This window comes from Streptomyces curacoi (assembly GCF_001513975.1).
GTDB classification, from domain to species: Bacteria; Actinomycetota; Actinomycetes; order Streptomycetales; family Streptomycetaceae; genus Streptomyces; species Streptomyces curacoi.
This window is the reverse complement of sequence record NZ_KQ947993.1, coordinates 88,679-110,456: the sequence shown is the minus strand read 5'-3', so window position 1 is coordinate 110,456 and position 21,778 is coordinate 88,679. Positions and strand designations below refer to the sequence as shown.

Below are 21,778 nucleotides of genomic sequence, written 5' to 3'. Positions count from 1 at the left end.
GCACCTCGTCGCACTTCTCTTTTTTGGGGATCGTCGTCCGCGTCAGGATGCGCGCTGCGGCGCTGCGCGCGCGAGGCCAAGCGGCGGCTCAGTCGACAGGCCTGGGATCGATCCACAACGCCTCGGAGACAGCGCACAGTTCGCCCTCGGCCGTGGCGAGTGCCACGCCCGTCATGTGCTTGCGGCCGGATTCCGACAGCAGCCACGCGTACAGGACGTACGGCTCACCCGCGGCGACCGGCCGCAGAATCGTGCCCGTGAGGGCTGCGGTGACCGCGCCCGGGCGCTGGGTGCCGAGGAAGCGGCCCGCCCAGTTTCCCGGACAGTCCAGGGCGCCCCAGACCAGGTGGTTCGGGAGCAGGCCGTCCGGGTCGGCGAAAGCGCGGGACGGGACCCAGGCGGAGGCCACCAGGCCGCGCTCCGGCACCGGGGTGCAGTGCACACGCAGACCGCGGTCAGCGGTGCGCAGGCCGCAGCCGAAGCAGTCGACCACACCCGCAGGCGGCGCCGCCCGGAACCTCTCGGCCGCGGCGGCCGCCTCGTCCCAGGAGGGCGCGGCAGGCGGTTCGAGCAGCAGCTCGGAGGGGCGCGCCGCGGCGAGGGGCCGCTCGGCCTCGCCCAACTCCACGCCGCCGTCCGCGGTTTCGGCGATCCGCACGGGCACCTCGACCGGCACCGGCCCACGGAAGTCCACCCGTACCGTCGGCGCCCCGGACCTCTCCGCCAGCACACCGGCGACGTAGCCGCCGAAGGCCACCTTCGGGTAGCCGGCGTACAGCTCTGGCACCACGATCGCGTCACTCGTCGTCATGATCCCCACTTCACCACACGCCAGGTCCTCGATCGGCAGGTAAGGGAGCTCCGAGAGACGGCACGGGGTGTCGCGGTCAGGGCGCTGTCGGCTCGCTGTGCGCGCAGGCCGATGTCACCGGGCGCAGCCGACGTCCAGCACTTCGATCACCTCGCCATGGCGGGTGTACACAAGCCAGCACCAGTCACCGAACGCTGCGGCCAGATCCGAGACCTGTGTCTTCTGGTCCGCGGCCACGGCCCGGATGAGCATGATGATTTCCTCATGAACTTCGTCCGGGACCTCGAACAGCACGTTGGCAGCCCGCTGGATTATCTCCACTTTCATCTGGCCCCCTGCGGAAGCAGGAGCGGCGGGAGGAAACTCCGGTCCCCAGGATAAATCCAAAAAGCGGATACGGACTCTTGCCGCTGTTCATTCGAGGGCTCCGAAGCCCACAGAGACCGGGGCGAGCGGGACCAGGTCACAGTTTTCGCGGTTCCGCGTTCCTGGCCGGGTCGGTCAGCGCGATGCCGGCCGGCACGAAGCCGGTCTGCCCACCGTCGGCCAGCTCCTTCAGGTGCTGCCGGTAGCGCTCCGGGGAAGTGACCTTGACGTTGAAGAGCATCCGGGCGTGGTCGACGCCGCAGAGCTCGGCGCACTTCCCGCGGAAGGTGCCCTCACGGCTCGGGGTCACCTCGAAGACGTTGACGTTGTGGCCGGGGAAGACGTCCTGCTTCATCAGGAACGGAAGGACCCAGAAGGAGTGGATGACGTCCCGCGAGCTGAGGATGAAGCGGACCTTCTCGCCCTTGGGCAGCCACAGCGTCGGGCCGGGGTTGCCGTTCTGCGGATTGCGGGTGGCGGGGACGCCGACGTCGAAGACGCCCTCGGCGCCCGCGGGGAAGGCCCTGCTGAACCGGTCGGGAACGACCGCCAGGTCCGGGTCGGCTTTCGCGTCGCCCGTGTCGGCCCTGCCGTCCACGTCCTCGATGTAGTTGAATCCCCAGCTCCACTGGAAGCCGACCACGCTGATGGTGTGCGCGGGTTTCTCGGACAGTTCGAGGAGCTCGGCCTCGTCACGGGCCGTGAAATAGAAGAGCACGGACACGATGAGCAGCGGGACGATCGTGTAGAGCGCCTCGATGGGCATGTTGTACCGGGTCTGCGGGGGAATCTCGGTCTTGGTCCTGGTGCGCCGGTGGAAGATGGCCGCCCACAGGATCAGCCCCCACACCAGTGCGCCGACGGCGAGCGCGGCCGCCCACGAGCCCTGCCACAGGGAGAGGATCCGCGGCGCCTCCTCCGTGACCGGGGTGGGCATTCCCAGGCGCGGGAAATCCTGCCAGGTGTACTCGCAACCAGAAGCGGTCGCCAGGACCAGGCCCGCGGTCAGCGCCTGCAGCAGCCTGCGCGGAATCGGACGCCGCGGCGAGCGGTCACGGCCGTTGGTACGCACGTCGTGCCTTCCCGAGAATTCCGCCCGCCGGTCCGGGGCCGCTGTGGTCGTCTCACTGATCGGCCGGCTGCCGGACGCAGCGGGTGATTTCGATCTTTATGCGGACCAAACGTACTGGGGGTCGAGCAGGGAGGGCGGCCAACGCGCCGCCGACTGGACGCACCGAGACGGACTCCGCCCCGCGTGACGCGGGGCGGGCCTGACCGATAGCGAGACGGGGGCGGGGTACTCGCCACACACCGGGCGCTCGCTGTGACGCGCCTCAAGTGAGAAGGCCGGCACGATGACCACACACACGCATGCGACGAGAGGTGCCCTCCCCGCTGTGCAGCAGGCGGCGCTGCTGGTCGGGGCGGTGTTCCTGTTGGTGGGAATCCTGGGGTTCATCCCGGGCATCACCACGGACTACGACACGATGGAGTTCGCCTCGCACGACTCCGGGGCCGAACTCCTCGGGATCTTCCAGGTATCCATCCTGCACAACCTTGTCCACCTGATCTTCGGCATCGCGGGCCTGGCCATGTCCCGCACCGCCTCCGGCGCCCGTACGTTCCTGCTCGCCGGAGGCGCCGTCTACCTGGTGCTCTGGCTGTACGGCCTGATCGTCGGCCACGACAGCGACGCCAACTTCGTGCCGCTGAACACCGCCGACGACTGGCTGCACTTCGTACTGGGCGTCGGCATGATCGCACTGGGCGCGCTGCTCCCCAGCCGTCCGGCTCCCACCTCCCGAAGCATGTGACCGCCGAGCTCCGGAAAACCTCCGCGGGCGCGCGCCGCCGGTGCCGGCCCACGCCGGGATCCCCGTCGGTGTCGGATCACTCGTTGATCGCCGCGCCGAACCGCGCGTCGCCGCCCGGGGCGCGGAGCGAGCCGGCACCGTACGACCAGGATCCGGCGGCCACCGTTCCGGTGGTGGCCGCGGGAAGGACCCAGATGCCCCCGTCGGAGGTGTTCTCACCAGGCGCCGCGGCCAGCATTGCGGCGCGGCCGTCGCCGTCCGTGTCCGCGAGGCGTACCTGCCCGCCCCAGCGGTCCGCCCGCTCGACCGTGCCCGGCACGCCCGCCGAGTTCTGGTCGAAGGACTTCGCACCGGCCGCGGTCAGCCCGGCGGCCGAGCCGCGCAGCAGCCACACCGCTCCCGCGTCCGCGACGGCGCCGATGTCCTCGCCGGGTGCGCCGACAGCCAGGTCGTCGTACCCGTCTCCGTCGACGTCGGCGAGGGAGAGGTCCGCGCCGAAGCCGTCGCCGAGTTCGCCGGTGCCCGGCACGCCGCTGACGTCCTGGGTCCAGACCTGAGCCACCGTGCCGTGCTCGTCGACCCCCCGCACGCCCTCCTCGCTGCCGAAGTAGACGCCGACCACGCCGCCGGTGAGGGGCTCGTGATGGTCGTCGGGGCGGTCGGGCCGGCCGTAGACGAGGTCGTCGTAGCCGTCGTCGTTGATGTCCCCGGAGGCGGTGGCCGGGCCGCCACCCAGGTCGCGGGCGTAGGCCAGGCCGTCGGCGCCGCCCGTGTACACGGCCGACCGTCCCGTGCCGTCCTCCTCCAGGCTCTGTCCGGAGACGATCAGGTCGGCGTATCCGTCGGCGTCGTAGTTTCCCGTGGTCAGAGCCGCCGGCCGGATCGCGTCACCCCCTGGGGCGCCGGTGGTGTCCACCCGGCCGGTGCCCTTCAGGGAGCCGGTGCCGTGGGTGACCAGGTCCACGCCCCGGAGGTCGGCCACGGCGAGCACGTCGCCCGGTGTGGCGCCGGTGAACCGCGCGGCGGCGACGGCCAGGCCGAATCCGGCGTTCGCCTTCGGTGCGGCGGCCTGCAGGGTGACGCTCCGGGTGGCGCGCAGCCCCTCCGCGGAGCCGTACAGGACGGTCACCCGACCCGCGTCCACGAGGGAACCGAAGTCCTCTCCAGGCGCCGCGACGATCGCGTCGTCGTATCCGTCGGCGTCGAGGTCCCCGGTCTCCACGGTGGTGCCGAAGCCGTCGCCGGGTTCGGCACCGCCCGGGACACCTGAGGTGGCCTGACCGAAGACGGCTGTCCGGCCCCGGTGCGTACCGGTCGCGGTGCCGATGCCCTGCACCCCGCCGTACTGGACGGTGACGTAGCCCGCACCCTTGTGGCCGCCGTCGGTGCCGCCCGGAGCACCGGTGAGGACGTCGTCGTAGCCGTCGCCGTTGAAGTCGCTGTTGCGGTCACTGGCGTAGGTGCCGCCGGGTGTGCCCGCCGAGGCGGCGGGCGCGGCGGCGATACCGGCGCCGGTCAGCAGCAGGAAGGATGCGGCGGCGACGGCCGTGGAACCCCTGTGGGTCATGGTTCGTTTCCCCGTGTGTTCTTGTTCGCGGACTGTTCGGTCCTGAGTTGGATCTCCGATCTCTTTCGACAGTTGTGGCCCACCGATCAGCTGTGACAAGGCGGTGACAAAGGGGGCGACGTGGGCGAAGCGGATGCCGATGGTCTACGGCGTCGGTGGCGTGGGCGGGCCAACCGGCGAGGTCCGCGCTCGGAGTGGCCCCCTGGGTGGCGGGCACGCGTGCTGCGTGGGTGGAGTACGCGTGCCCACCACGGGAGCGCTGGGGGAGCTTTGAGCGATCCGCGTTTCACTGCCCCGGCCGGGGCGTCGGGTTCAGGCGAGGTCGAACCGGTCGAGGTTCATCACCTTGTCCCACGCGGCCACGAAGTCACGCACGAACTTGTCTCCCGCGTCCTGGGAGGCGTAGACCTCCGAGACGGCTCGGAGCTGGGAGTGTGAACCGAAGATGAGGTCGACCGCGGTGGCGGTCCACTTGACGTCGCCCGTGGCGCGATCCCGGCCTTCGAACACGTTCTCGTCCGAAGCCGACGCCTTCCACTCCGTGCCCATGTCGAGCAGGTTGACGAAGAAGTCGTTGGTCAGCGTCTCCGGCCGGTCGGTGAAGAGGCCGTGCGGGGATCGCTTGAAGCCGGTGTTCAGGACCCGCATGCCGCCGATCAGCACCGTCATCTCGGGAGCGGTCAGCGTCAGCAGGTTGGCGCGGTCCAGCAGGAGGGTCTCCGGCGACAACTTCTCTCCCGCGCGGAAGTAGTTGCGGAAGCCGTCGGCCCTGGGTTCGAGCACGGCGAACGTCTCCACGTCGGTCTGTTCCTGCGTGGCGTCGGTGCGCCCCGGTGCGAACGGGACGGTGATGTCGTAACCGGCGTTCTTCGCGGCTTGCTCGACGGCCGCGCACCCGCCCAGGACGATCAGGTCGGCGAGCGAGACCTTCGTTCCGCCGGCATGTGAGTGGTTGAAGTCCTGCCGGATCTGCTCCAGCTTCTGCAGCACCTCGGCCACCTCGGGCAGGCGGTTGACCTCCCAGTCCTTCTGCGGCGCGAGCCGAATCCGTGCCCCGTTGGCCCCGCCACGCTTGTCGGTGCCGCGGAAGCTCGCCGCCGCCGCCCAGGCGGTGATGACCAGCTGGGAGATGGACAGCCCCGAGGCGACGATCCTGCTCTTGAGGGCGGCGATGTCCGCGTCCGAGACCAGGTCGTGATCGACCTCGGGAACGGGGTCCTGCCACAGCTGCGGCTCGGGAACCCACGGGCCGAGGTAGCGCGAGACGGGGCCCATGTCGCGGTGCAGCAGCTTGTACCACGCCTTGGCGAACGCTTCCGCGAGCCTGTCCGGGTTCTCGTGGAAGCTCTTCGTGATCGGGCCGTAGACCGGATCCAGCTTCAGCGCCAGGTCCGTCGTCAGCATCATCGGAGCGTGCCTCTTCGACGGATCGTGAGCGTCGGGCACCGTGCCCTTGGCCGAGGGATCCGTGGGAGTCCACTGCTTGGCACCGGCGGGGCTTGTCGTGAGTTCCCAGTCGTAGCGGAACAGGTTGTCCAGGTACCCGTTGTCCCACCTGGTCGGCTCGGAGGTCCATGCGCCCTCCAGTCCACTGGTGAGCGTGTCGGCGCCCTTGCCGCTGCCGGATGTGTTCCGCCAGCCGAGGCCCTGCTGCTCGATGGGAGCGGCCTCGGGTTCCGGGCCGATGTACGCGGGATCGACCGCGCCATGACACTTGCCGAATGTGTGGCCGCCGACGATGAGCGCGACCGTCTCCTCATCGTTCATCGCCATGCGCCCGAATGTCTCGCGAATGTCGCGGGCGGCGGCCATCGGATCCGGGTTGCCGTTGGGCCCCTCCGGATTGACGTAGATCAGTCCCATCTGCACGGCACCGAAGGGAGTGGCGAGTTCCCTGTCGCCGCTGTAGCGCTCATCTCCGAGCCAGGTGTCCTCGGGTCCCCAGAAGATTTCCTCGGGTTCCCAGATGTCCTCTCGCCCGAATCCGAACCCGAACGTCTTGAACCCCATCGATTCCATGGCACAGTTGCCGGCGAAGACCAGCAGGTCGGCCCAGGAGATTTTCTGGCCGTACTTCTGCTTGACCGGCCAGAGCAAACGGCGCGCCTTGTCGAGGCTCGCGTTGTCCGGCCAACTGTTGAGGGGCGCAAAGCGCTGGGCGCCGCTGCCGCCACCGCCCCGGCCATCGGCGACACGGTACGTGCCCGCGGCGTGCCAACTCATCCGGATGAAGAGAGGCCCGTAGTGGCCGTAGTCGGCAGGCCACCAGTCCTGCGACGTCGTCATCACCTCGAAGACGTCCCGCTTCAGCGCGTCGAGGTCGAGCGTCGCGAACTCTTTCGCGTAGTCGAAGTCCTGGTCCATCGGATTGGAGCGGGACGAATGCTGGTGGAGAATCTGGAGGTCCAGCTGATTCGGCCACCAGTCCCGGTTTGTCCTCGGCCGAGTCGGCGTGGGGGTCGGGGAGGCGATTGCTGGGTTCTCGCTTTCGCTGCCGGACACGTACGTCCTTCTTTCTGTCTCGTTGTCTGCACGCACAACGCCGATGATTGTGATGTGTCGGCGTCCGTATGGTCGCGCACCGCACACCGCGCCGCTACGAAACACGCAGAGCACCCCCGCATAACAAAGATGCGAGTAGAAGCTGCTTTTATGCTCCCGCGTCGACTTCCGGCACAAGTCCCGGCACAAGCCGAATCCGGGTACCGGGATGTCCTGACGGCAAACCGTGTAGGAAGTGGCCGGGGACTCACGCCGACCCAGGCGCACGCCCACTGCGGACCGGATCTGAGCGGTTCGGTCGCGGGCGGCTGAGGGACCGTCCCTCGCCGCTGGGTGGCATGGACCCGCGCTCCGTGGTGAGGTGATGCCGAGAGGCGGAGCCACTGATGACGGGAGCGGCTTGGGCATGGCGGACATGGATGAGTTCGTCGGACGGCTGAACCCCGACATGTGTGTCGTCACGGCCACGGCGGGCGGCGAACGGGCCGGCTGCCTGGTCGGATTCGCCTCGCAGTGCTCCATCCGGCCGGTGCGGTTCGTCGTGTGGCTCTCGGAGGCCAACCACACCTTCCGGGTGGCACGGTCCGCGCAGGTCCTGACCGTGCACCTGCTGGCCCGGGAACAGCATGCCCTGGCCGAGTTGTTCGGCGGGCACACCGGTGACCGGGAGGACAAGTTCCAGTACGTCCGCTGGCGGGAGGGGCACGGCGGGGCCATCGTCCTTCAGGACGCGCCGGCCTGGTTCGTCGGCCGGATCGTCACGCGCGTCGGCGGCGGTGACCACATCGGCTTCGTCCTCGACCCGGTCGAGTGGGGCGAGCGCGAGGCGCACGACGGCCCGCTGCTGCGCCTTGACGACGCCCGTACGATCGCGCCCGGTCACCCGGTGGACTGACCCCGACGAGGTCATCGGGGCCCACGCCGCACTCCCGTGGCCTGCGCGCGGCTGCACTGAACCGAATGATCGGCCATCGCCGCTGGTGAGCGCGTTGATCTCTGTTTGGCGCCGGTGCGGATGCCGATGCGGAGCGGCTGCATAGGATCGCCGGCATGGCACTGCGACCCGTGATGGTGAACATAAAGGCTCTTGATGTCTCGGTGGTCGGCCGGTTCTGGGCGGAGGCGCTCGGCTGGAGCGCCTACAGCCCCGGCGTGACCGTCTACGTGGGACCCCCCGGCGGCTTGGTCTGGCCGGACCCGGTCGTCGTCGGTGTCGACGTCGTTCCCGTCCCGGAACCCAAGACGGCGACAAAGAACCGTGTGCACCTCGATCTCGCCACCACCTCCGCAGCCCATCAGGCGGAGTTGGTCGCACGCCTGAAGGCTCTCGGTGCGACGCCCGCCGACGTGGGCCAGGGCACAGTGCCGTGGACGGTCCTCGCCGACCCCGAGGGCAACGAGTTCTGCGTGCTTGAGCCTCGGGAGACCTACCGGGACACCGGGCCGATCGCCGCGGTGGTGGTCGACTGCGTGGATCCGCGTGCCATGGCCCGGTTCTGGGGCGAGGCGATGGACTGGGCCCTGCACGAGGTGACGGACGATCATGCGGTGTTGCGCTCCGCCAAGGGCGTCGGTCCGTATCTCGAGTTCCTCCGCACGCCCGACGTGAAGACCGTGCCGGACCGCGTCCATCTCGACCTGCTGCCGTACCCCGGTGACGACAAAGCAGCGGAGGTGACCCGGCTGCGGGCCCTCGGCGCCACCGACCTCGACCTCGGCCAGGGCGACGTCCCGTGGACGTGCCTGGCCGACCCGGAGGGCCACGAGTTCTGCGTCCTCGCCCTGTCCTGACGCGAGCCCTGACGACACCCCGACACGTGAACTGAGAACCGAAGGCACCCGGAGGTGCTTTGCCGAAACGGCAACAAGGCTCGTCCCCGCAGCGGCACCCCCGGCATGATCGGTACTGAGCCGCGGCCACGGCGGATCGACGGCGGCCGTGGCTCACGCAGGCCGATGGATTCGGAGGACTCATGACACTGCACGTCACGGACGTCACTCACCGCCTGGTCTCCTCCTCGGCAGGCCGGATCCACCTGGTGGAGCAGGGCACCGGGCCGCTGGTGCTGCTCGTGCACGGTTTCCCCGAGTCCTGGTACTCCTGGCGCCACCAACTGCCGGTACTGGCCGCGGCCGGATATCGCGCGGTCGCCATCGATGTCCGCGGCTACGGCCGCTCCTCCAAGCCCGCTGACACGGCCGCGTACCGGATGCTCGATCTGGTGGAGGACAACGCCGAGGTGGTGCATGCCCTGGGCGAGGAATCGGCCGTGATCGTCGGCCACGACTGGGGCGCGGCGATCGCCGCCAACTCCGCGCTGATCAAACCGGACGTCTTCCGCGCGGTGGGGCTGCTCAGCGTCCCCTACACACCCCGCGGCGGACCGCGGCCCAGTGAGGTCTTCACACAGATGGGCGGGGACGAGGAGTTCTACATCTCCTACTTCCAGCAGCCAGGCCGCGCCGAGGCCGAGATCGAGCCCGACGTGCGCGGCTGGCTCGCGGGCCTGTACGCGGCTCTGTCCGGCGACACCCAGTCCGGCCCGGACGCTCCGGACCCGCACTTCGTCAGCAAGGGCGGGATGCTGCGTGACCGGTTCCCCGCCGGCCGGCCTCCCGCCTGGCTCGGCGAGAGCGACCTGGACTTCTACGCCGGGGAGTTCGAGAGGACCGGCCTGGCCGGTGCACTGAATCGGTATCGGAACATGGATCGCGACTGGGAAGACCTCGCCGTCTTCGACGGAGCCCCCATCGTCCAGCCGTCGTTGTTCATCGGCGGCCGCCTGGACGCCTCCACCACATGGCTGGCCGACGCGATCAACGCGTACCCCGCCACGCTGCCCGGGCTGATCTCCTCGCACCTCCTCGACGACTGCGGCCACTGGATCCAGCAAGAACGCCCCGCCGAGGTCAACCAGATACTCACCGACTGGCTGGCCGCCCTGCCCGCCTGACGCACTCGGGCGGGGCCGTTCTCCTTCATCACCTCACCGCCCGGCTGCGGGCCTTGCTGCGGCATGTACGGCTGCGGGGTCAGAGCTCCTTGGCCGGCCAGTCCAGCAGCCGGGCTCCGATCACCGCGGTCTGCAGCATGTAACGGTGCGCCGCATCGGCGGGGTTGGCACCGGTGAGCTTGTGGATGCGTTCCAGCCGGTAGGTCAGGGCGCGCACGCTGAGCGAGAGGCGGCGGGCGGCCTCGGCGGCCACGCAGCCCGAGTCGAAGTAGGCGGTGAGAGTGTCGAGGAGGGGCCTGGCGCCACCGCGAGCCGTGGTGAGCGGGCCGAGGCTGTTCAGCACGAGGTCGGCCATGGCCTGCCGGTCTCGGGTCAGAACGGGGTACACGAGCAGGTCGGCAGCGTGCAGTACCGGGTTGTCAAGCTCCAGGCGCTCGGCCAGTTCCAAGGCGTTGAGCGCCTCTTCGTACGAGTGGACGACTCCGCCGGGGCCGGGCTGCGCGCGGCCGATGGCGACCCGGCCGCCATCGGTGGCTGCATGGGCCTGCTTGGCGAAGTACGCGAGAACCTCGTCCTGGTGGCCGGGGACGATGCAGAGCACCCGGCCGTCCTTGGTGGTGAGCAGGATGCTGCGGTCGCCGAAGCGGGAGATGAGGGCGCGTTCCACCTGACGGGGGACCGGGTCGCCTTCCTCGTAGGCGGTGGGCCCCTGGGCGACGGCCACGGCGTAGCTGCGGGAGAGGCGCAGGCCGAAGCGTTCGGCGCGTTCGGCCAGGCGTCCCAGGTCGCTCCGGCCGTAGAGAAGGTCGTCGATGAACTCCCGGCGGGCGGCCTCCTCCTGTCGTACGGCGTTGCGTTGGGCGCGTTCGTAGCCCTCGGAGAAGGCGTCTATGACCTGGTGTACGGCGGCCAGGGCGCTGTCGGCCGAGCCGGGCCTGTCCGGCCAGGCCGTGCGGGCGACGGTCAAGTGGGCGCTGACGAGGGCGCGCAGTCCGTGGCCGGCGTCGGCTGCCTGTTCGCCGAGCGCCCGGCGGGAGGTGAGTTCCTCCCGGGTGAGACGGCGGCCCGTGGCCGAGACCTCGGCCAGGATTTGGGCATAGCCGTCCAGATACTGCTCGGGAATCTCCCGTTCCGTCACGTCGCCCCCGGCTTTCTTGACGCGCCGATGACGGTTCCTTAGCGCTTCACCGGCATGCTGACCTTAGTGAACACTGCCGGAAACCGGCAATGCGCGGGCGTGCGCGTGCCGTGCACCATGACGTGCGGGGAGCACTGCGGGGGATTCCGGTGCCGGACACCGGCAGGCGTCCGGCACCGGAACCCTGAGCCCGCGATGCGCCACCGAGCACGGCTGACGAGCACTGCGGGCGGAGAGGGGGGCCGGTTGATGCGGACGACTCTGGCGGTCGCCACCGGCCTGCCCACGATCCTGCTCACCGCCGCCCTCGTCGTGATCGTGTGCTTCTGGCTGCTGGTCGCCGCGGGCTTCACCACGGCCGACAGCTTCGACGCGGACGTGGACCTTCGCGCGTGGGGCATGGGAGGCGTGCCCGTGACGGTCGCCGTCTCCTCGCTGACAGTTCTGGCCTGGCTGCTGAGTGTCGGCGGGACTCTCGTGCTGGTCGCGTTCACGTCGCCGGGACCCGTCACCGGACTGCTGCGCCTCATGGTGCCGGCCCTGGCACTGCTCGCGGCCTGGCGACTGACGCGCCTGTTCGTACGGCCCCTGCACCGGCTCTTTCCCGATGAACCGGGTCTGCCCGAGCTCGGCCCGGCAGGGCACCGCCACGGGGATCACCTGGATCAGGCCGCCTGACACCCGGCGCCATCGGGCCACCGCAGGCCCGCGATCACTCCCTCACGTCTCAACTCCCTTACGCCTCAACTCCCTCACGCTCCAACTCCCTTACGCCTCAAGGACGTATGCGGAAGGTCGACGTGACCTTCACCGGGCAGGTCGTGCTGCCCGTGCTGCACAAGGCCGAGGTGATGGACATCTCGGTGAAGGCCATCGAGATCACGCGGACCGGCAAGGACGGGCTGATCTGCCGGGACAACATACGCGCCGACATCCGGATCACGTTCTTCGTGAAGGTCAACAAGACCGTGGAGGACGTCATCAAGGTCGCCCAGGCCGTCGGCACCGCACGGGCGAGTGACCGGGACACGCTGCAGGGGCTGTTCCACGCGAAGTTCTCCGAGGCGCGCCTCTGCTCGGCTCAGTCCGTCCCAACGGTGCGGTCCGGGCCCGCGCCCTGCGCTCCGCTCTGTGGCTGCCGGCCGAGGAGCTCGGCCAGGCCCTGGCGGGTGGCGGCGACGACCACCCGGTCCTGGGGGCGCAGGACGTACCCCGGGTGAACGTCCCACACGAGTCCGGCAGGGCGATCGGCGTCCTCGTGTGCCGGGGTGGCAGCGAGGTCCGGGAGCCGGTCGTCCGGGGCGGCGGTGTCCATGGCGAGGACGCGCCAGGCGCCGGCCCGGAACGACTCGGCCACGGTGCATCCCTCCAGCTGCGGATGCCCGGCGACGTTCAGGGCGGCGAAGAGCAGGACGCTTCGCTCGACAGGGATGGCCCCGAGGATCTGGCGGCCCATCATGGCGCCGGCGAAGGCGGGTGCGGCGAGCGTGGAGACGCTGCGGCTGCGGGTCAGGGCCTGAGGGTGGGCGGCACGCAGAGTGCGGTACACCGCGGTGGCGAACTCGTCGTCGTACAGGCGCAGCGCGACCCGCAGGTCCGGTTTGACGGAGCGTGCGTACAGGGCCGCTTCGAGGTTCGTGGTGTCGCTGCTGGTGAGGGCGAGCAGGGCGTGCGCACGGTGGATCTTGGCGGCTTCGAGGGCGCCTTCCTGGGTGACGTCGCCGAGGACGGTGGGGACGCGGAGGCGGCGGGCCAGGGGCAGGCCGCGTGCCTCCGGGTCCTCCTCCACGCACACCACCGGGATGTCGAGTTCCCGCAGCCGGGCCAGGACACGGGTGCCGATCTTGCCGAGCCCGAGCAGGACGACATGGCCGGACAGCCCGCGGGGCGGGCGTCGCAGCGCGGAGACCGTGCGGAAGGTGCCGAGTCCCTCCAGGACGGCCGCGAGCAGGACAGGGAGCAGCAGTAGTCCGGCCAGCCCGGACAACAGTTGCAGCACCTGGCGGGCGGTGGGTTCGCCGATCGCGGGGTCACCGATCGCGAACAGGTCCAGGAGGGTGAGGTACGCGGCGTGCAGGGGGTGGTCGTCGGTGGTCAGCCAGCTCGCCACGGCAAGCCCCAGGACGCTGGCGACGAGCCCGGCCAGTGACCAGCGGAGTCGACGCGCGAACAGGGAGGCAAGCGGGAGCCCCCGGCCTGCCAGGCGTCCCGACGGGGAGGCGGCGCCGGTGTGGGCGACGGTTTCAAGGACCACCGTGCCGCGCCCCGTCGCGGCGGCGACCGCGGCCATGTCGGGCAGCAGCTCCGGCCCCTCCCGCCCGCTCGCCTCGGAGCCCTCCGCGCCCGCGGGATCAGTGGTGGTCGACGACAGGAGGGCGAGCGTGCACAGACCGGGGTCGGCCACCTCACCCCGAGCCGGTGGGGTGCGTTCCACCGCCCGTAACAGCAACCCGTCGGCCTGGACCACCTTGCTGGTGCCGGCGACCGCGGTGGCCGCCAGCGCCGGCGCCGCCGTGTCCGCGTCAGACAGCACGGTGGTGGAGGTGTCCAGAGCGTCGGGGTTCAGTCCGGGTACCGCGAGGGCGGCGGCCTGGTCGAGGAGTTCCTCCAGGTGCTGGCCGAGCTTGCGGTTGTAGAGCCTGATCACCAGGCGCAGCCGGGGGTTGAGCCGACGGGCGGCGAGGGCCGCGTGGATGTTGACCGCGTCGTCGTCATGGACCAGCGCCAGCGCGGCGGCCTCCCGCACCCCCGCTTCGGCCAGCACCGCCTCCGTGAGCTCGGGTGCTTCGAGCATCCGGGGAGCCTGTCCGCTGCCGCCGGGTGTGTCAGCCGTACGGCTCATGGCGTCCTGCACCCGGCCGAGCAGAGCGGAGGCACGCGTCGGGTTCGCGGTGCCGGTGCCGTTCGAGGCGGGAACGACCAGGGTGACCCGCTTCCGGTACACCGTCGTCAGCTCGGCCGCCAGCCGCTCGGCGAGCGCGTCGTCCCCACACACGATCATGTGTCCCGGCTGCGGAACACGACGTAGGGGCTGGGTGAGCAGAGTCATGTCGGCGCAGACCTCCAGTCGGTCGGTCGTCGGGCAGCGGGAGCGAGGTTGCCGCGTGTGCGGACCGGGTCAGGCACCTGTCTGCTGCGACTGACCGGCGGTACGCGCCGCCGGCGCACGGTCGCCGTCCGGCACCCCGGCGATGTCCTCGACGTTGAAGAGCCGGGCAATCGGCACGTCGGTCGAGCTGTGCGCGACGATCGAGAAAGCGATGCACACGGCGATGAGCGTGAACGCCTCCGCCCCCTGCGGGATCCCGGCCTGGAGCACCAGCAGCCCGTACACCACCGAGGCGAAGCCCTTCGGCCCGAACCAGGCCGCCACCAGCTTCTCCTGCCGAGTGAACGGCGTGCCGAGCAGCGACAGCAGCAGCGAGGCCGGGCGGATCAGCACGATGGCCAGGACCACTGCGACGTATCCACCGAAGGACAGGTCGCCGAACAGCTGCGGGGTCAGCAGCGCGCCGAACACCAGCAGGGCCGCGAACTTGGCCAGCTCCGCGAGCGCTTCCCCCAACGGCTCGAACGCCTCCTTCGCCTCCGGTGAGCGTGCGGTGAGAACGGCGCCGGCGGAGAACGCGGCGAGGTAGGGGTTCGCGTGCGTGAGGTGGCAGGTGGCGTAGAGGATCACGCCGATCGCCAGGGGCAGCAGCGGCTGCAGCTTGGGCTCGGCGCCCAGCAGCCGGAACCGTACGAGTTCGATCACGACGAACGGCAGGACCACACCGAAGACCAGTCCGAGGACCAGTTCGAGGGCGATCTTTCCCAGCGACGCCTCGGAGTTGCCGGAACTCGGCCCGGCCGCCGCGATCAGAATGAGGACGACCGGCAGGGCGAGCCCGTCGTTGATGCCGCTCTCCACGTTCAGCAATTGCCGCAGCTTCGACGGGACTTCCTTGCGTCCGACGATCGCGGAGGCGAACACGGGGTCGGTGGGAGCCAGTACGGCACCGACGAGGAAGGACGTCGTCCAGTCCAGCCCGACGGCATAGTGCGTGATCAGAGCCATGCCGAGGAAAGCGAGCGGCAGACCGAGCCCGAGGGCACGCGCCGGGTTGCGCCAGTTCTCCCGCAGCTTGGGAAAGGAGACGTGCATGCCGTCGGTGAACAGCACCGCGAACAGCGCGAGATCCGCCGTCACGGACACGATCTCGCTGTCCGGGGTGATGTGGACCAGCCCCAGAAACCCGTCGCTGACGAGGGCTCCGCCGACGAGGAAGAGGAAGGACGTCGAGAGCACGGTCCGGGCCGCGAGCCCTGACAGCAGCACCGCGATGAGCAGCGCCACACCGAACACCACGACGAGCACCATGATCCGGACCCCCGATCGACGAAGAGACTTCCGTCCACACCGCCGACCAGACTTCCCGGCACACCGCGGGGAACCTTACACACCCTTTACGCGGCCCTGACAGGTTCTTGACGGGCACTCTGGGGTCCCGCTGCTTGCCGGGCACCGGCAACCGGGTGGGCAGGTAGCCCGACGCGTACATGGAGGCCCGTCAGCTGAGTTCGGCATGCTTCCCCGTTCGCCATCTGGCTGCCGTCCGTTGCCGATTGACGCCACACTGTGAGGTACGGCTTCGCACAACCACCCAGGGGGACGGACGTATGCAGGACGGTGTTTCATCCGCAATCCGCCCAGCGGATCAGCGAGCGGACGATGTGATGGAGGTGCTTGTGGTCGTGGCGCCTGATCCTGAGCTGGCCCCCGAAGCAGGAGAAAGGGCGGTCCGCCGGCTGAGGGCCGAGATCGCCGAACTGGACGTCGAAGCTGTCCGCCCGGGGCCCGGCGCACCGGCTCCTGACGCTGCGAAGGGCACTGATCCCGTCACTCTCGGAGCCATCGTCGTGGCGCTGAGCGCGTCCGGCGGAGTGTTCACAGCGCTCATCGAGAGCGTACGTGACTGGCTGGGCAGATCCGCCGCGCGGCATCGTGTCTCGGTGACCATCGATGGCGACACGATCGAACTGGAGCGGGCCTCCGACGCCGAGCGGAGCGCCCTGATCGACGCGTACATCCGTCGCCACACGGGCAGCTAGCCGTGGGCCGCCGACTGGCGATGCTCATCGCCACCTACGAGTACCAGGACAGCGCCCTGCGGCAGTTGACCGCTCCCGCGCATGACGCGGAAGCCTTTGCCGCAGTGCTGAAAGACCCGGCCATCGCCGGGTTCGAAGTCACCACCCTGGTCAACCAGCCGCATCATGTCGTCGGCGAGGCCATCGGCGACTTCTACCGCAACCGGCGCCGCCACGACCTCACCCTCCTGTACTTCACCGGCCATGGCCTCAAGGACGACGACGGCCGGCTGTACCTGGCGATGTCCAACACCCGCCGCGACAGCCTGCTGTTCACAGCCCTGTCCGCCGAGCAGATCGACCAGGCCATGGAGGGCTGTGTCTCCCAGCAAAAGGTGCTGATCCTCGACTGCTGCTACAGCGGGGCGTTCCCGGCCGGCCGGATCTCCAAGGCTGACGCCGCGGTGCACGCGCTGCAGCGCTTCCAGGGCCGCGGTCGCACCGTACTGACCGCGTCGGACGCGACCCAGTACTCGTTCGAAGGCAACCGTGCGCACGGTCAGGCGGTGCAGTCGGTGTTCACCCGCTACCTGGTGGAGGGCCTACGAGACGGCAGCGCGGACCTCAACGGCGACGGCGACATCACCCTCGACGAGCTGTACGGCTACGTGCACGATCGCGTCGTCGACGAGATGCCGCAGCAGCGGCCCAAGAAGCAGGACGACGTCGAGGGCCGCATCGTCATCGCCCGGAACATCAACTGGACCCTGCCCGCCTATCTGCGCAACGGACTGCACAGCCCCATCGCCACAGACCGGCTCGCCGCACTCGACGGCCTCGCCCACCTGCATCGCATCGGCAACGACTTCGTACGCGACGCCGTCATCGAGGAGATCCGCCACCTCGCCGACGACGACAGCAAGCTCGTGTCCGCCGCCGCCACCGCGCGCTTGTCTTCCCTCGGCCCGCGAACGCCGGAGCCGCTCGACGGGACATCGTCCCAAACAGCGGCTGAGGCACCGCCTGAACCAGAACCCCGTCCCGATCTCCCGGCGCAGCCGCAAGTGGCCGCCGAAACGCCCACTCCCAACCTCGGGGTGCAGCCGCCGCAGCCGGGGCCGCCGCCCGGCTCCGTTGTCCCGGATCAGGACCTCGTGCAGCAGATCCTCGACCAGGCGGAGCTGAAGTACGTCGTCGACGACGAGGGTGACCTGGCGGCGCCGTGGGAGCAGTTCCGTACGTACTTCATGTTCCGCGGCGAGGGCGACGAGCTGGTTTTCGCGGTGCGGACGTTCTACGACCGGCCCCACACGATGGAGGAGAAGCCCCGGCTCCTGGAGTCGATCGACGACTGGAACCGCCGGACGCTGTGGCCCAAGGTGTACAGCCACACGCATGACGACGGCACCGTCCGCCTGATCGGCGAGGCGCAGATGCTGATCGGCACCGGCGTCACCCTGGAGCACTTCACTTGCTCCACGATCAGCTGGGTGCGGGCCGCCATCGAGTTCGACAAGTGGCTCGCGGAGCTTCTCGGGCTCGCGTAAAGCATGGGAACCACCCGGTGGATCGCGTGCTCGGCCGGCGCCTGGGAGTTTCGACTCGCCGCTCGCCGCTGGACGCGCCCTGAGGAGGGCGCCTGACGGTCATCTGCCCCGGTCAGGCGCCCTATTTGCACGTCTAGAAGAAGCCGAGCTTCTTCGGCGAGTACGACACCAGGAGGTTCTTCGTCTGCTGATAGTGCTCCAGCATCATCTTGTGTGTCTCTCGGCCGATCCCCGATCCCTTGTAGCCGCCGAACGCGGCGTGTGCCGGGTAGGCGTGGTAGCAGTTCGTCCACACGCGGCCCGCCTGGATGGCGCGGCCCGCGCGGTAGGCGGTGTTGGTGTCCCGCGTCCATACGCCCGCACCCAGGCCGTACAGCGTGTCGTTGGCGATCTTGATGGCGTCGTCGAAGTCGTCGAAGGACGTCACCGAGACGACCGGCCCGAAGATCTCCTCCTGGAAGATCCGCATGCGGTTGTCGCCCTCGAAGACGGTCGGCTGGACGTAGTAGCCGCCCTTCAACTCGCCGTCGTGCTCGATGCGTTCGCCGCCCGTTAGGACCCTCGCACCCTCCTGTCGGCCGATGTCCAGGTAGGAGAGGATCTTCTCCAACTGGTCGTTGGAGGCCTGCGCGCCGATCATCGTGTCCGTGTCCAGCGGGTGACCCGTCTTGATCTGCTCGGTGCGGGCGATCGCCGCCTCCATGAACTCGGCGTAGTGACCGCGCTGCACCAGCGCCCGGGACGGGCAGGTGCACACCTCGCCCTGGTTGAGCGCGAACATGGTGAAGCCCTCGAGCGCCTTGTCCCGGAAGTCGTCGTCCGTCGCCCAGACGTCGTCGAAGAAGATGTTCGGGGACTTGCCGCCGAGTTCGAGGGTGACCGGGGTGATGTTCTCCGAGGCGTACTGCATGATCAGGCGCCCGGTCGTGGTCTCACCCGTGAACGCCACTTTGGCCACCCGGGGGCTGGAGGCCAGCGGCTTGCCCGCCTCCACGCCGAAGCCGTTGACGATGTTGACCACGCCCGGCGGGAGCAGATCGGAGACCAGGCTGAGCCAGAAGTGGATGGAGGCGGGGGTCTGTTCGGCGGGCTTGAGCACGACCGCGTTGCCGGCGGCCAGCGCCGGGGCGAGCTTCCACGTCGCCATGAGGATCGGGAAGTTCCACGGGATGATCTGCGCGACCACGCCCAACGGCTCGTGGAAGTGGTACGCCACCGTGTCGTCGTCGAGCTCGCCGAGCGAGCCCTCCTGGGCGCGGATCGCGCCCGCGAAGTAGCGGAAGTGGTCGATGGCCAGCGGAATGTCGGCCGCCAGCGTCTCCCGGACCGGCTTGCCGTTCTCCCAGCTCTCGGCGACCGCCAGCTGCTCCAGGTTCGCCGCCATACGGTCGGCGATCTTGAGCAGGATGTCGGAACGCTCGGTCACCGACGTCCGGCCCCACGCGGGGGCTGCCGCGTGCGCCGCGTCGAGAGCCCGCTCCACGTCCTCCGCCGTGCCCCGCGCGATCTCGGTGAACGGCTGCCCGTTCACCGGCGACGGGTTCTCGAAGTACTGCCCCCGGACCGGCGGCACGTACTCACCGCCGATGAAGTGGTCGTAGCGCGCCTGGTAGGAGACGATCGCACCCTCGGTGCCGGGTGCCGCGTAACGGGTCATACTGCTCTGCCTCCCGAAGAAGCGCTGCCCGCCGTTGGGCAGCTCTCGGCGCGAGGCTAGGCAGGGGGACGTTGCAGACACGTTGCGCGGCCGAGGCCGGCGGCGCAGCGGCGCCGGACGGCGGGCCGCCGAGCGGCTGTAGCGCCGAGCAGCTGGTGCGCCGCCCTGGCCCGGCGTGCGGCCGGTGCCCGGACCGGCCGGGCGTGCCGCGGCACTCGCCGCTGAGCCGCGGCCGCCCCCGCAGTGCGGCGACCGGCGATGCGCTCAGTGGCCCGGCGGCGTCATGCCGCGGCTGCCGCTGCCGACTCGGGCACGCTGGCACCCAGCAGACCGAGACGCAGTCAGCGCCCTGCCCGGCGCCCCCAAGTGCCCGGTGCCGTCAGCTCTGCCTCCAGCGCGGCCAGCCGCGACCGTACCGGTGCCGTCGGGCGCACCGCGGCGAGCGCCCGCCATACGTCGAGGTCGTCCTCGCCCCACGGCGCGTGCGCCCAGTCGGCCAGCAGGTCGGGGTCGCGGCGGGCGATCAGTGCCGTACGGAGGCCGTCGGCGAGGCGACGCCTGAGCCGCACTACGGCCGGTGCCTGGGAGCCGGGCAGCAACGGGCCGGCGTATGCCATGGCCGCCGCCGTGACCGCACCGGTCTCCAGGCGCCGTTCGACGACCGCCACGTCCGACTCGACCGGCACCGTGAGCCGGTACGGCCGCGAGCCGAGCAGTCCGGGGCCGAGAAGCCGGCGCAGGCGGGCCAGTTCGGCGCGCAGCGTCACCGGCGTCACCGACTCGTCCTCGTACAGCGCGCACAGCAGCTCGTCGCCGGTCATCCCCTCCGGGTGGCGGGCCAGCAGCACCAGGATCTCGCTGTGCCGACGACTGAGCCTGACCCGGCGGCCACCGATGACCAGCTGGGCCTGGTCGCGACCCAGCGCGCACAGCTCGGGGGCGTCGGCGGCGGGCAACTGCGGAGCCAGCAGCGCCAGATGAGACTCCGCGGCGCGCGCGACCGCCTGCACGAATCCCAGGCTGTGCGGATGCGCCAGCCCGTCGCCGCCGGTGATGTCCACCGCCCCGAGCACCCGCCCGGTGCGCGGATCGTGCACCGGCGCCGCCGCACAGGTCCAGGGCTGCACCCGGCGGATGAAGTGCTCGGCCGCGAACACCTGAACCGGCCGGTCCACGGCGACCGCCGTGCCCGGAGCGTTCGTCCCCACGGCGGTCTCCGCCCAGCGCGCACCCGGCACGAAGTTCATCCGCCCCGCCCTGCGCCGCGTCGTCGGATGGCCCTCGACCCACAGCAGCCTGCCGTGCGCGTCGCACACCGCCAGCAGATGCTCGCCGTCGGCGGCGAACGTGCCCAGCAGCTCCCGGAACAGCGGCATCACCCGCGCCAGCGGATGCTCCGCGCGATAGGCGCCGAGATCTCCGTCCGCGAGCTCCACGCTCGCGGACCCGTCCGGCCCCACCCCGGCCCGCGCGGAACGCCGCCACGAGTCGGCCACCACGGCCCGCACCGGCTTCGGCACGGTGCCCACCTCGGTGAACGTCTCATGGGCACGACGCAGCACTCGTACACGCTCGGCAGGGTCGGCCCCCGGCTCCAGGGCCACCCACGGATCGCTCAACTCGGCCTCCCCGGAAGGCGATGCGGCTGGGGACATCGTCACTCCCGGTACCCGCGCGGACAACCTCTTCGACGGGGGTCACCCGAACGATGGGCGCACCGGCGCAGCCGTGCGAGCCTCAGCGGAGTTGACCAGTCGTATGTAGCGCGTCCAGTCCCAGTGCGGACCAGGATCCGTGTGGTCCGTGCCCGGCACCTCGTGGTGCCCGATGATGTGGTCCCGGTCCTTCGGGATGCCGTACCTGGCGCAGATCGCCGCCGTGAGCCGGGCCGACGTCTCGTACATGACGTCGGTGAAGTAGGCGGGCTGGTCAACCCAGCCCTCGTGCTCGATGCCGATGCTGCGCGTGTTGTGCTCCCAGTTCCCGGCGTGCCAGGCGATGTCCGCCTCGCGCACGCACTGGGAGGTGTGTCCGTCGGCCGACCGGACGACGTAGTGGGCGGACACCTGCTTCTTGGGGTTCTGGAAGACGATCAGGGTTTTGGGATAGGTGGTCTGTGTCACGTGGATGATCACCCGGTCGACGGGATGGGACAGGGGGCGGTTCGCCACCGTGTAGTTGCCGGTGCTCGCCGGCTGCCACTCGGCGAGCGGGTGGTCCGGACCCGGGACATGCGCTCCGGCCCGCGTTTCGGGCAGCAGGGCGTAGGGGACGGCGGCGAGGGCGGTGCCTTGGAGGACTCGGCGTCGGCTGAGGCGTGGTCTTGCGCGTTCCAAGAGGGGATGGCCTTTC

18 protein-coding genes and 2 pseudogenes are annotated in these 21,778 nt (G+C 70.1%); 9 read left to right on the top strand and 11 right to left on the bottom strand.

Annotated features, from left to right (window positions below; all coding sequences use genetic code 11):
* Positions 1-88 precede the first annotated feature (88 nt).
* From AQI70_RS30380 to ctaC, 3 genes are all read right to left on the bottom strand, one after another.
* On the bottom strand, positions 89-811 hold the full coding sequence (locus tag AQI70_RS30380) for a hotdog fold domain-containing protein (protein ID WP_062155855.1): 723 nt from the start codon (positions 809-811) through the stop codon (positions 89-91).
* A gap of 114 nt (positions 812-925) precedes the next feature.
* The gene (locus tag AQI70_RS30375; RefSeq protein WP_062155666.1) at positions 926-1,138 is read right to left on the bottom strand and encodes a hypothetical protein; all 213 of its coding nucleotides are present in this window, start codon (positions 1,136-1,138) and stop codon (positions 926-928) included.
* Between the two features lie 136 nt (positions 1,139-1,274).
* Positions 1,275-2,249 carry an aa3-type cytochrome oxidase subunit II gene (ctaC, locus tag AQI70_RS30370; protein ID WP_062155665.1) on the bottom strand — a complete coding sequence of 325 codons (975 nt, stop codon included), beginning with the start codon at positions 2,247-2,249 and terminating at the stop codon, positions 1,275-1,277.
* Positions 2,250-2,532: 283 nt separating this feature from the next.
* On the opposite strand from ctaC, the gene AQI70_RS30365 reads away from it, so the two are divergent.
* The gene (locus AQI70_RS30365) at positions 2,533-2,991 is read left to right on the top strand and encodes a DUF4383 domain-containing protein (protein WP_062155664.1); all 459 of its coding nucleotides are present in this window, start codon (positions 2,533-2,535) and stop codon (positions 2,989-2,991) included.
* 76 nt (positions 2,992-3,067) lie between these two features.
* On the opposite strand, the gene AQI70_RS30360 is transcribed toward AQI70_RS30365, so the two are convergent.
* Together AQI70_RS30360 and katG are read right to left on the bottom strand one after the other, a co-directional pair.
* Positions 3,068-4,558 carry an FG-GAP repeat protein gene (locus tag AQI70_RS30360; RefSeq protein WP_062155663.1) on the bottom strand — a complete coding sequence of 497 codons (1,491 nt, stop codon included), beginning with the start codon at positions 4,556-4,558 and terminating at the stop codon, positions 3,068-3,070.
* Between the two features lie 312 nt (positions 4,559-4,870).
* Entirely contained in the window at positions 4,871-7,060 is a 2,190-nt protein-coding gene (gene katG, locus AQI70_RS30355) for a catalase/peroxidase HPI (protein WP_062155662.1), read from the bottom strand.
* 406 nt (positions 7,061-7,466) lie between these two features.
* Here katG and AQI70_RS30350 point away from each other — a divergent pair, with 406 nt between their 5' ends.
* The 3 genes from AQI70_RS30350 (at position 7,467) to AQI70_RS30340 (ending at position 10,014) form a co-directional block, all read left to right on the top strand.
* Positions 7,467-7,955, top strand: a complete 489-nt coding sequence (locus AQI70_RS30350) for a flavin reductase family protein (protein ID WP_062155661.1) — start codon at positions 7,467-7,469, stop codon at positions 7,953-7,955.
* Between the two features lie 155 nt (positions 7,956-8,110).
* Positions 8,111-8,851, top strand: a complete 741-nt coding sequence (locus AQI70_RS30345; protein ID WP_062155660.1) for a VOC family protein — start codon at positions 8,111-8,113, stop codon at positions 8,849-8,851.
* A gap of 182 nt (positions 8,852-9,033) precedes the next feature.
* Positions 9,034-10,014, top strand: a complete 981-nt coding sequence (locus AQI70_RS30340; RefSeq protein WP_062155659.1) for an alpha/beta fold hydrolase — start codon at positions 9,034-9,036, stop codon at positions 10,012-10,014.
* Positions 10,015-10,093: 79 nt separating this feature from the next.
* Here AQI70_RS30340 and AQI70_RS30335 read toward each other — a convergent pair whose 3' ends face one another.
* Entirely contained in the window at positions 10,094-11,152 is a 1,059-nt protein-coding gene (locus AQI70_RS30335; RefSeq protein ID WP_062155658.1) for a PucR family transcriptional regulator, read from the bottom strand.
* 249 nt (positions 11,153-11,401) lie between these two features.
* Between AQI70_RS30335 and AQI70_RS30330 the strand changes: the two genes are divergently transcribed.
* A complete protein-coding gene (locus tag AQI70_RS30330; protein ID WP_062155657.1) occupies positions 11,402-11,830 on the top strand; it encodes a hypothetical protein in 429 nt (142 codons plus the stop codon).
* 104 nt (positions 11,831-11,934) lie between these two features.
* Positions 11,935-12,219 (top strand): annotated as a pseudogene (locus tag AQI70_RS37915) (flotillin family protein); the annotation flags it as partial.
* Positions 12,220-12,233: 14 nt separating this feature from the next.
* Here AQI70_RS37915 and AQI70_RS30320 read toward each other — a convergent pair.
* Positions 12,234-14,153, bottom strand: a complete 1,920-nt coding sequence (locus AQI70_RS30320) for an NAD(P)-binding protein (protein WP_062155655.1) — start codon at positions 14,151-14,153, stop codon at positions 12,234-12,236.
* A 117-nt stretch (positions 14,154-14,270) separates the two neighbouring features.
* The gene (locus AQI70_RS30315; protein WP_062155654.1) at positions 14,271-15,512 is read right to left on the bottom strand and encodes a cation:proton antiporter; all 1,242 of its coding nucleotides are present in this window, start codon (positions 15,510-15,512) and stop codon (positions 14,271-14,273) included.
* Positions 15,513-15,811: 299 nt separating this feature from the next.
* On the opposite strand from AQI70_RS30315, the gene AQI70_RS30310 reads away from it, so the two are divergent.
* The 3 genes and pseudogenes from AQI70_RS30310 to AQI70_RS40410 all read left to right on the top strand — a co-directional run bounded on the left by AQI70_RS30310 (position 15,812) and on the right by AQI70_RS40410 (position 17,769).
* Positions 15,812-16,243 carry an effector-associated constant component EACC1 gene (locus tag AQI70_RS30310; RefSeq protein WP_244181900.1) on the top strand — a complete coding sequence of 144 codons (432 nt, stop codon included), beginning with the start codon at positions 15,812-15,814 and terminating at the stop codon, positions 16,241-16,243.
* A gap of 20 nt (positions 16,244-16,263) precedes the next feature.
* Positions 16,264-16,920: pseudogene (locus tag AQI70_RS40415) on the top strand (caspase family protein); the annotation flags it as partial.
* A gap of 366 nt (positions 16,921-17,286) precedes the next feature.
* Positions 17,287-17,769 (top strand): YbjN domain-containing protein, encoded by a 483-nt coding sequence (locus AQI70_RS40410; protein WP_062155854.1) that lies wholly within the window; start codon positions 17,287-17,289, stop codon positions 17,767-17,769.
* A gap of 133 nt (positions 17,770-17,902) precedes the next feature.
* On the opposite strand, the gene exaC is transcribed toward AQI70_RS40410, so the two are convergent.
* The 3 genes from exaC to AQI70_RS30290 all read right to left on the bottom strand — a co-directional run bounded on the left by exaC (position 17,903) and on the right by AQI70_RS30290 (position 21,762).
* On the bottom strand, positions 17,903-19,426 hold the full coding sequence (exaC, locus tag AQI70_RS30300) for an acetaldehyde dehydrogenase ExaC (protein ID WP_062155652.1): 1,524 nt from the start codon (positions 19,424-19,426) through the stop codon (positions 17,903-17,905).
* A 341-nt stretch (positions 19,427-19,767) separates the two neighbouring features.
* Positions 19,768-21,081, bottom strand: coding sequence for a GAF domain-containing protein (locus AQI70_RS30295; RefSeq protein WP_079051546.1), 1,314 nt, complete (start codon positions 21,079-21,081; stop codon positions 19,768-19,770).
* 42 nt (positions 21,082-21,123) lie between these two features.
* Entirely contained in the window at positions 21,124-21,762 is a 639-nt protein-coding gene (locus tag AQI70_RS30290; RefSeq protein WP_062155650.1) for an N-acetylmuramoyl-L-alanine amidase, read from the bottom strand.
* Between the last annotated feature and the right edge of the window lie 16 nt (positions 21,763-21,778).

Excerpts from the sequence above, each read along its gene's own strand:
- AQI70_RS30345 (WP_062155660.1), top strand. The coding sequence starts at position 8,111 with ATGGCACTGCGACCCGTGATGGTGAACATAAAGGCTCTTGATGTCTCG.
- AQI70_RS30295 (WP_079051546.1), bottom strand. The coding sequence starts at position 21,081 with ATGTCCCCAGCCGCATCGCCTTCCGGGGAGGCCGAGTTGAGCGATCCG.
- exaC (WP_062155652.1), bottom strand. The coding sequence starts at position 19,426 with ATGACCCGTTACGCGGCACCCGGCACCGAGGGTGCGATCGTCTCCTAC.
- AQI70_RS30375 (WP_062155666.1), bottom strand. The coding sequence starts at position 1,138 with ATGAAAGTGGAGATAATCCAGCGGGCTGCCAACGTGCTGTTCGAGGTC.
- AQI70_RS30350 (WP_062155661.1), top strand. The coding sequence starts at position 7,467 with ATGGCGGACATGGATGAGTTCGTCGGACGGCTGAACCCCGACATGTGT.
- AQI70_RS30360 (WP_062155663.1), bottom strand. The coding sequence starts at position 4,558 with ATGACCCACAGGGGTTCCACGGCCGTCGCCGCCGCATCCTTCCTGCTG.
- AQI70_RS30380 (WP_062155855.1), bottom strand. The coding sequence starts at position 811 with ATGACGACGAGTGACGCGATCGTGGTGCCAGAGCTGTACGCCGGCTAC.
- AQI70_RS30310 (WP_244181900.1), top strand. The coding sequence starts at position 15,812 with ATGCAGGACGGTGTTTCATCCGCAATCCGCCCAGCGGATCAGCGAGCG.
- AQI70_RS30320 (WP_062155655.1), bottom strand. The coding sequence starts at position 14,153 with ATGATCGTGTGTGGGGACGACGCGCTCGCCGAGCGGCTGGCGGCCGAG.
- AQI70_RS30330 (WP_062155657.1), top strand. The coding sequence starts at position 11,402 with ATGCGGACGACTCTGGCGGTCGCCACCGGCCTGCCCACGATCCTGCTC.
- AQI70_RS30340 (WP_062155659.1), top strand. The coding sequence starts at position 9,034 with ATGACACTGCACGTCACGGACGTCACTCACCGCCTGGTCTCCTCCTCG.
- AQI70_RS30365 (WP_062155664.1), top strand. The coding sequence starts at position 2,533 with ATGACCACACACACGCATGCGACGAGAGGTGCCCTCCCCGCTGTGCAG.
- AQI70_RS30315 (WP_062155654.1), bottom strand. The coding sequence starts at position 15,512 with ATGGTGCTCGTCGTGGTGTTCGGTGTGGCGCTGCTCATCGCGGTGCTG.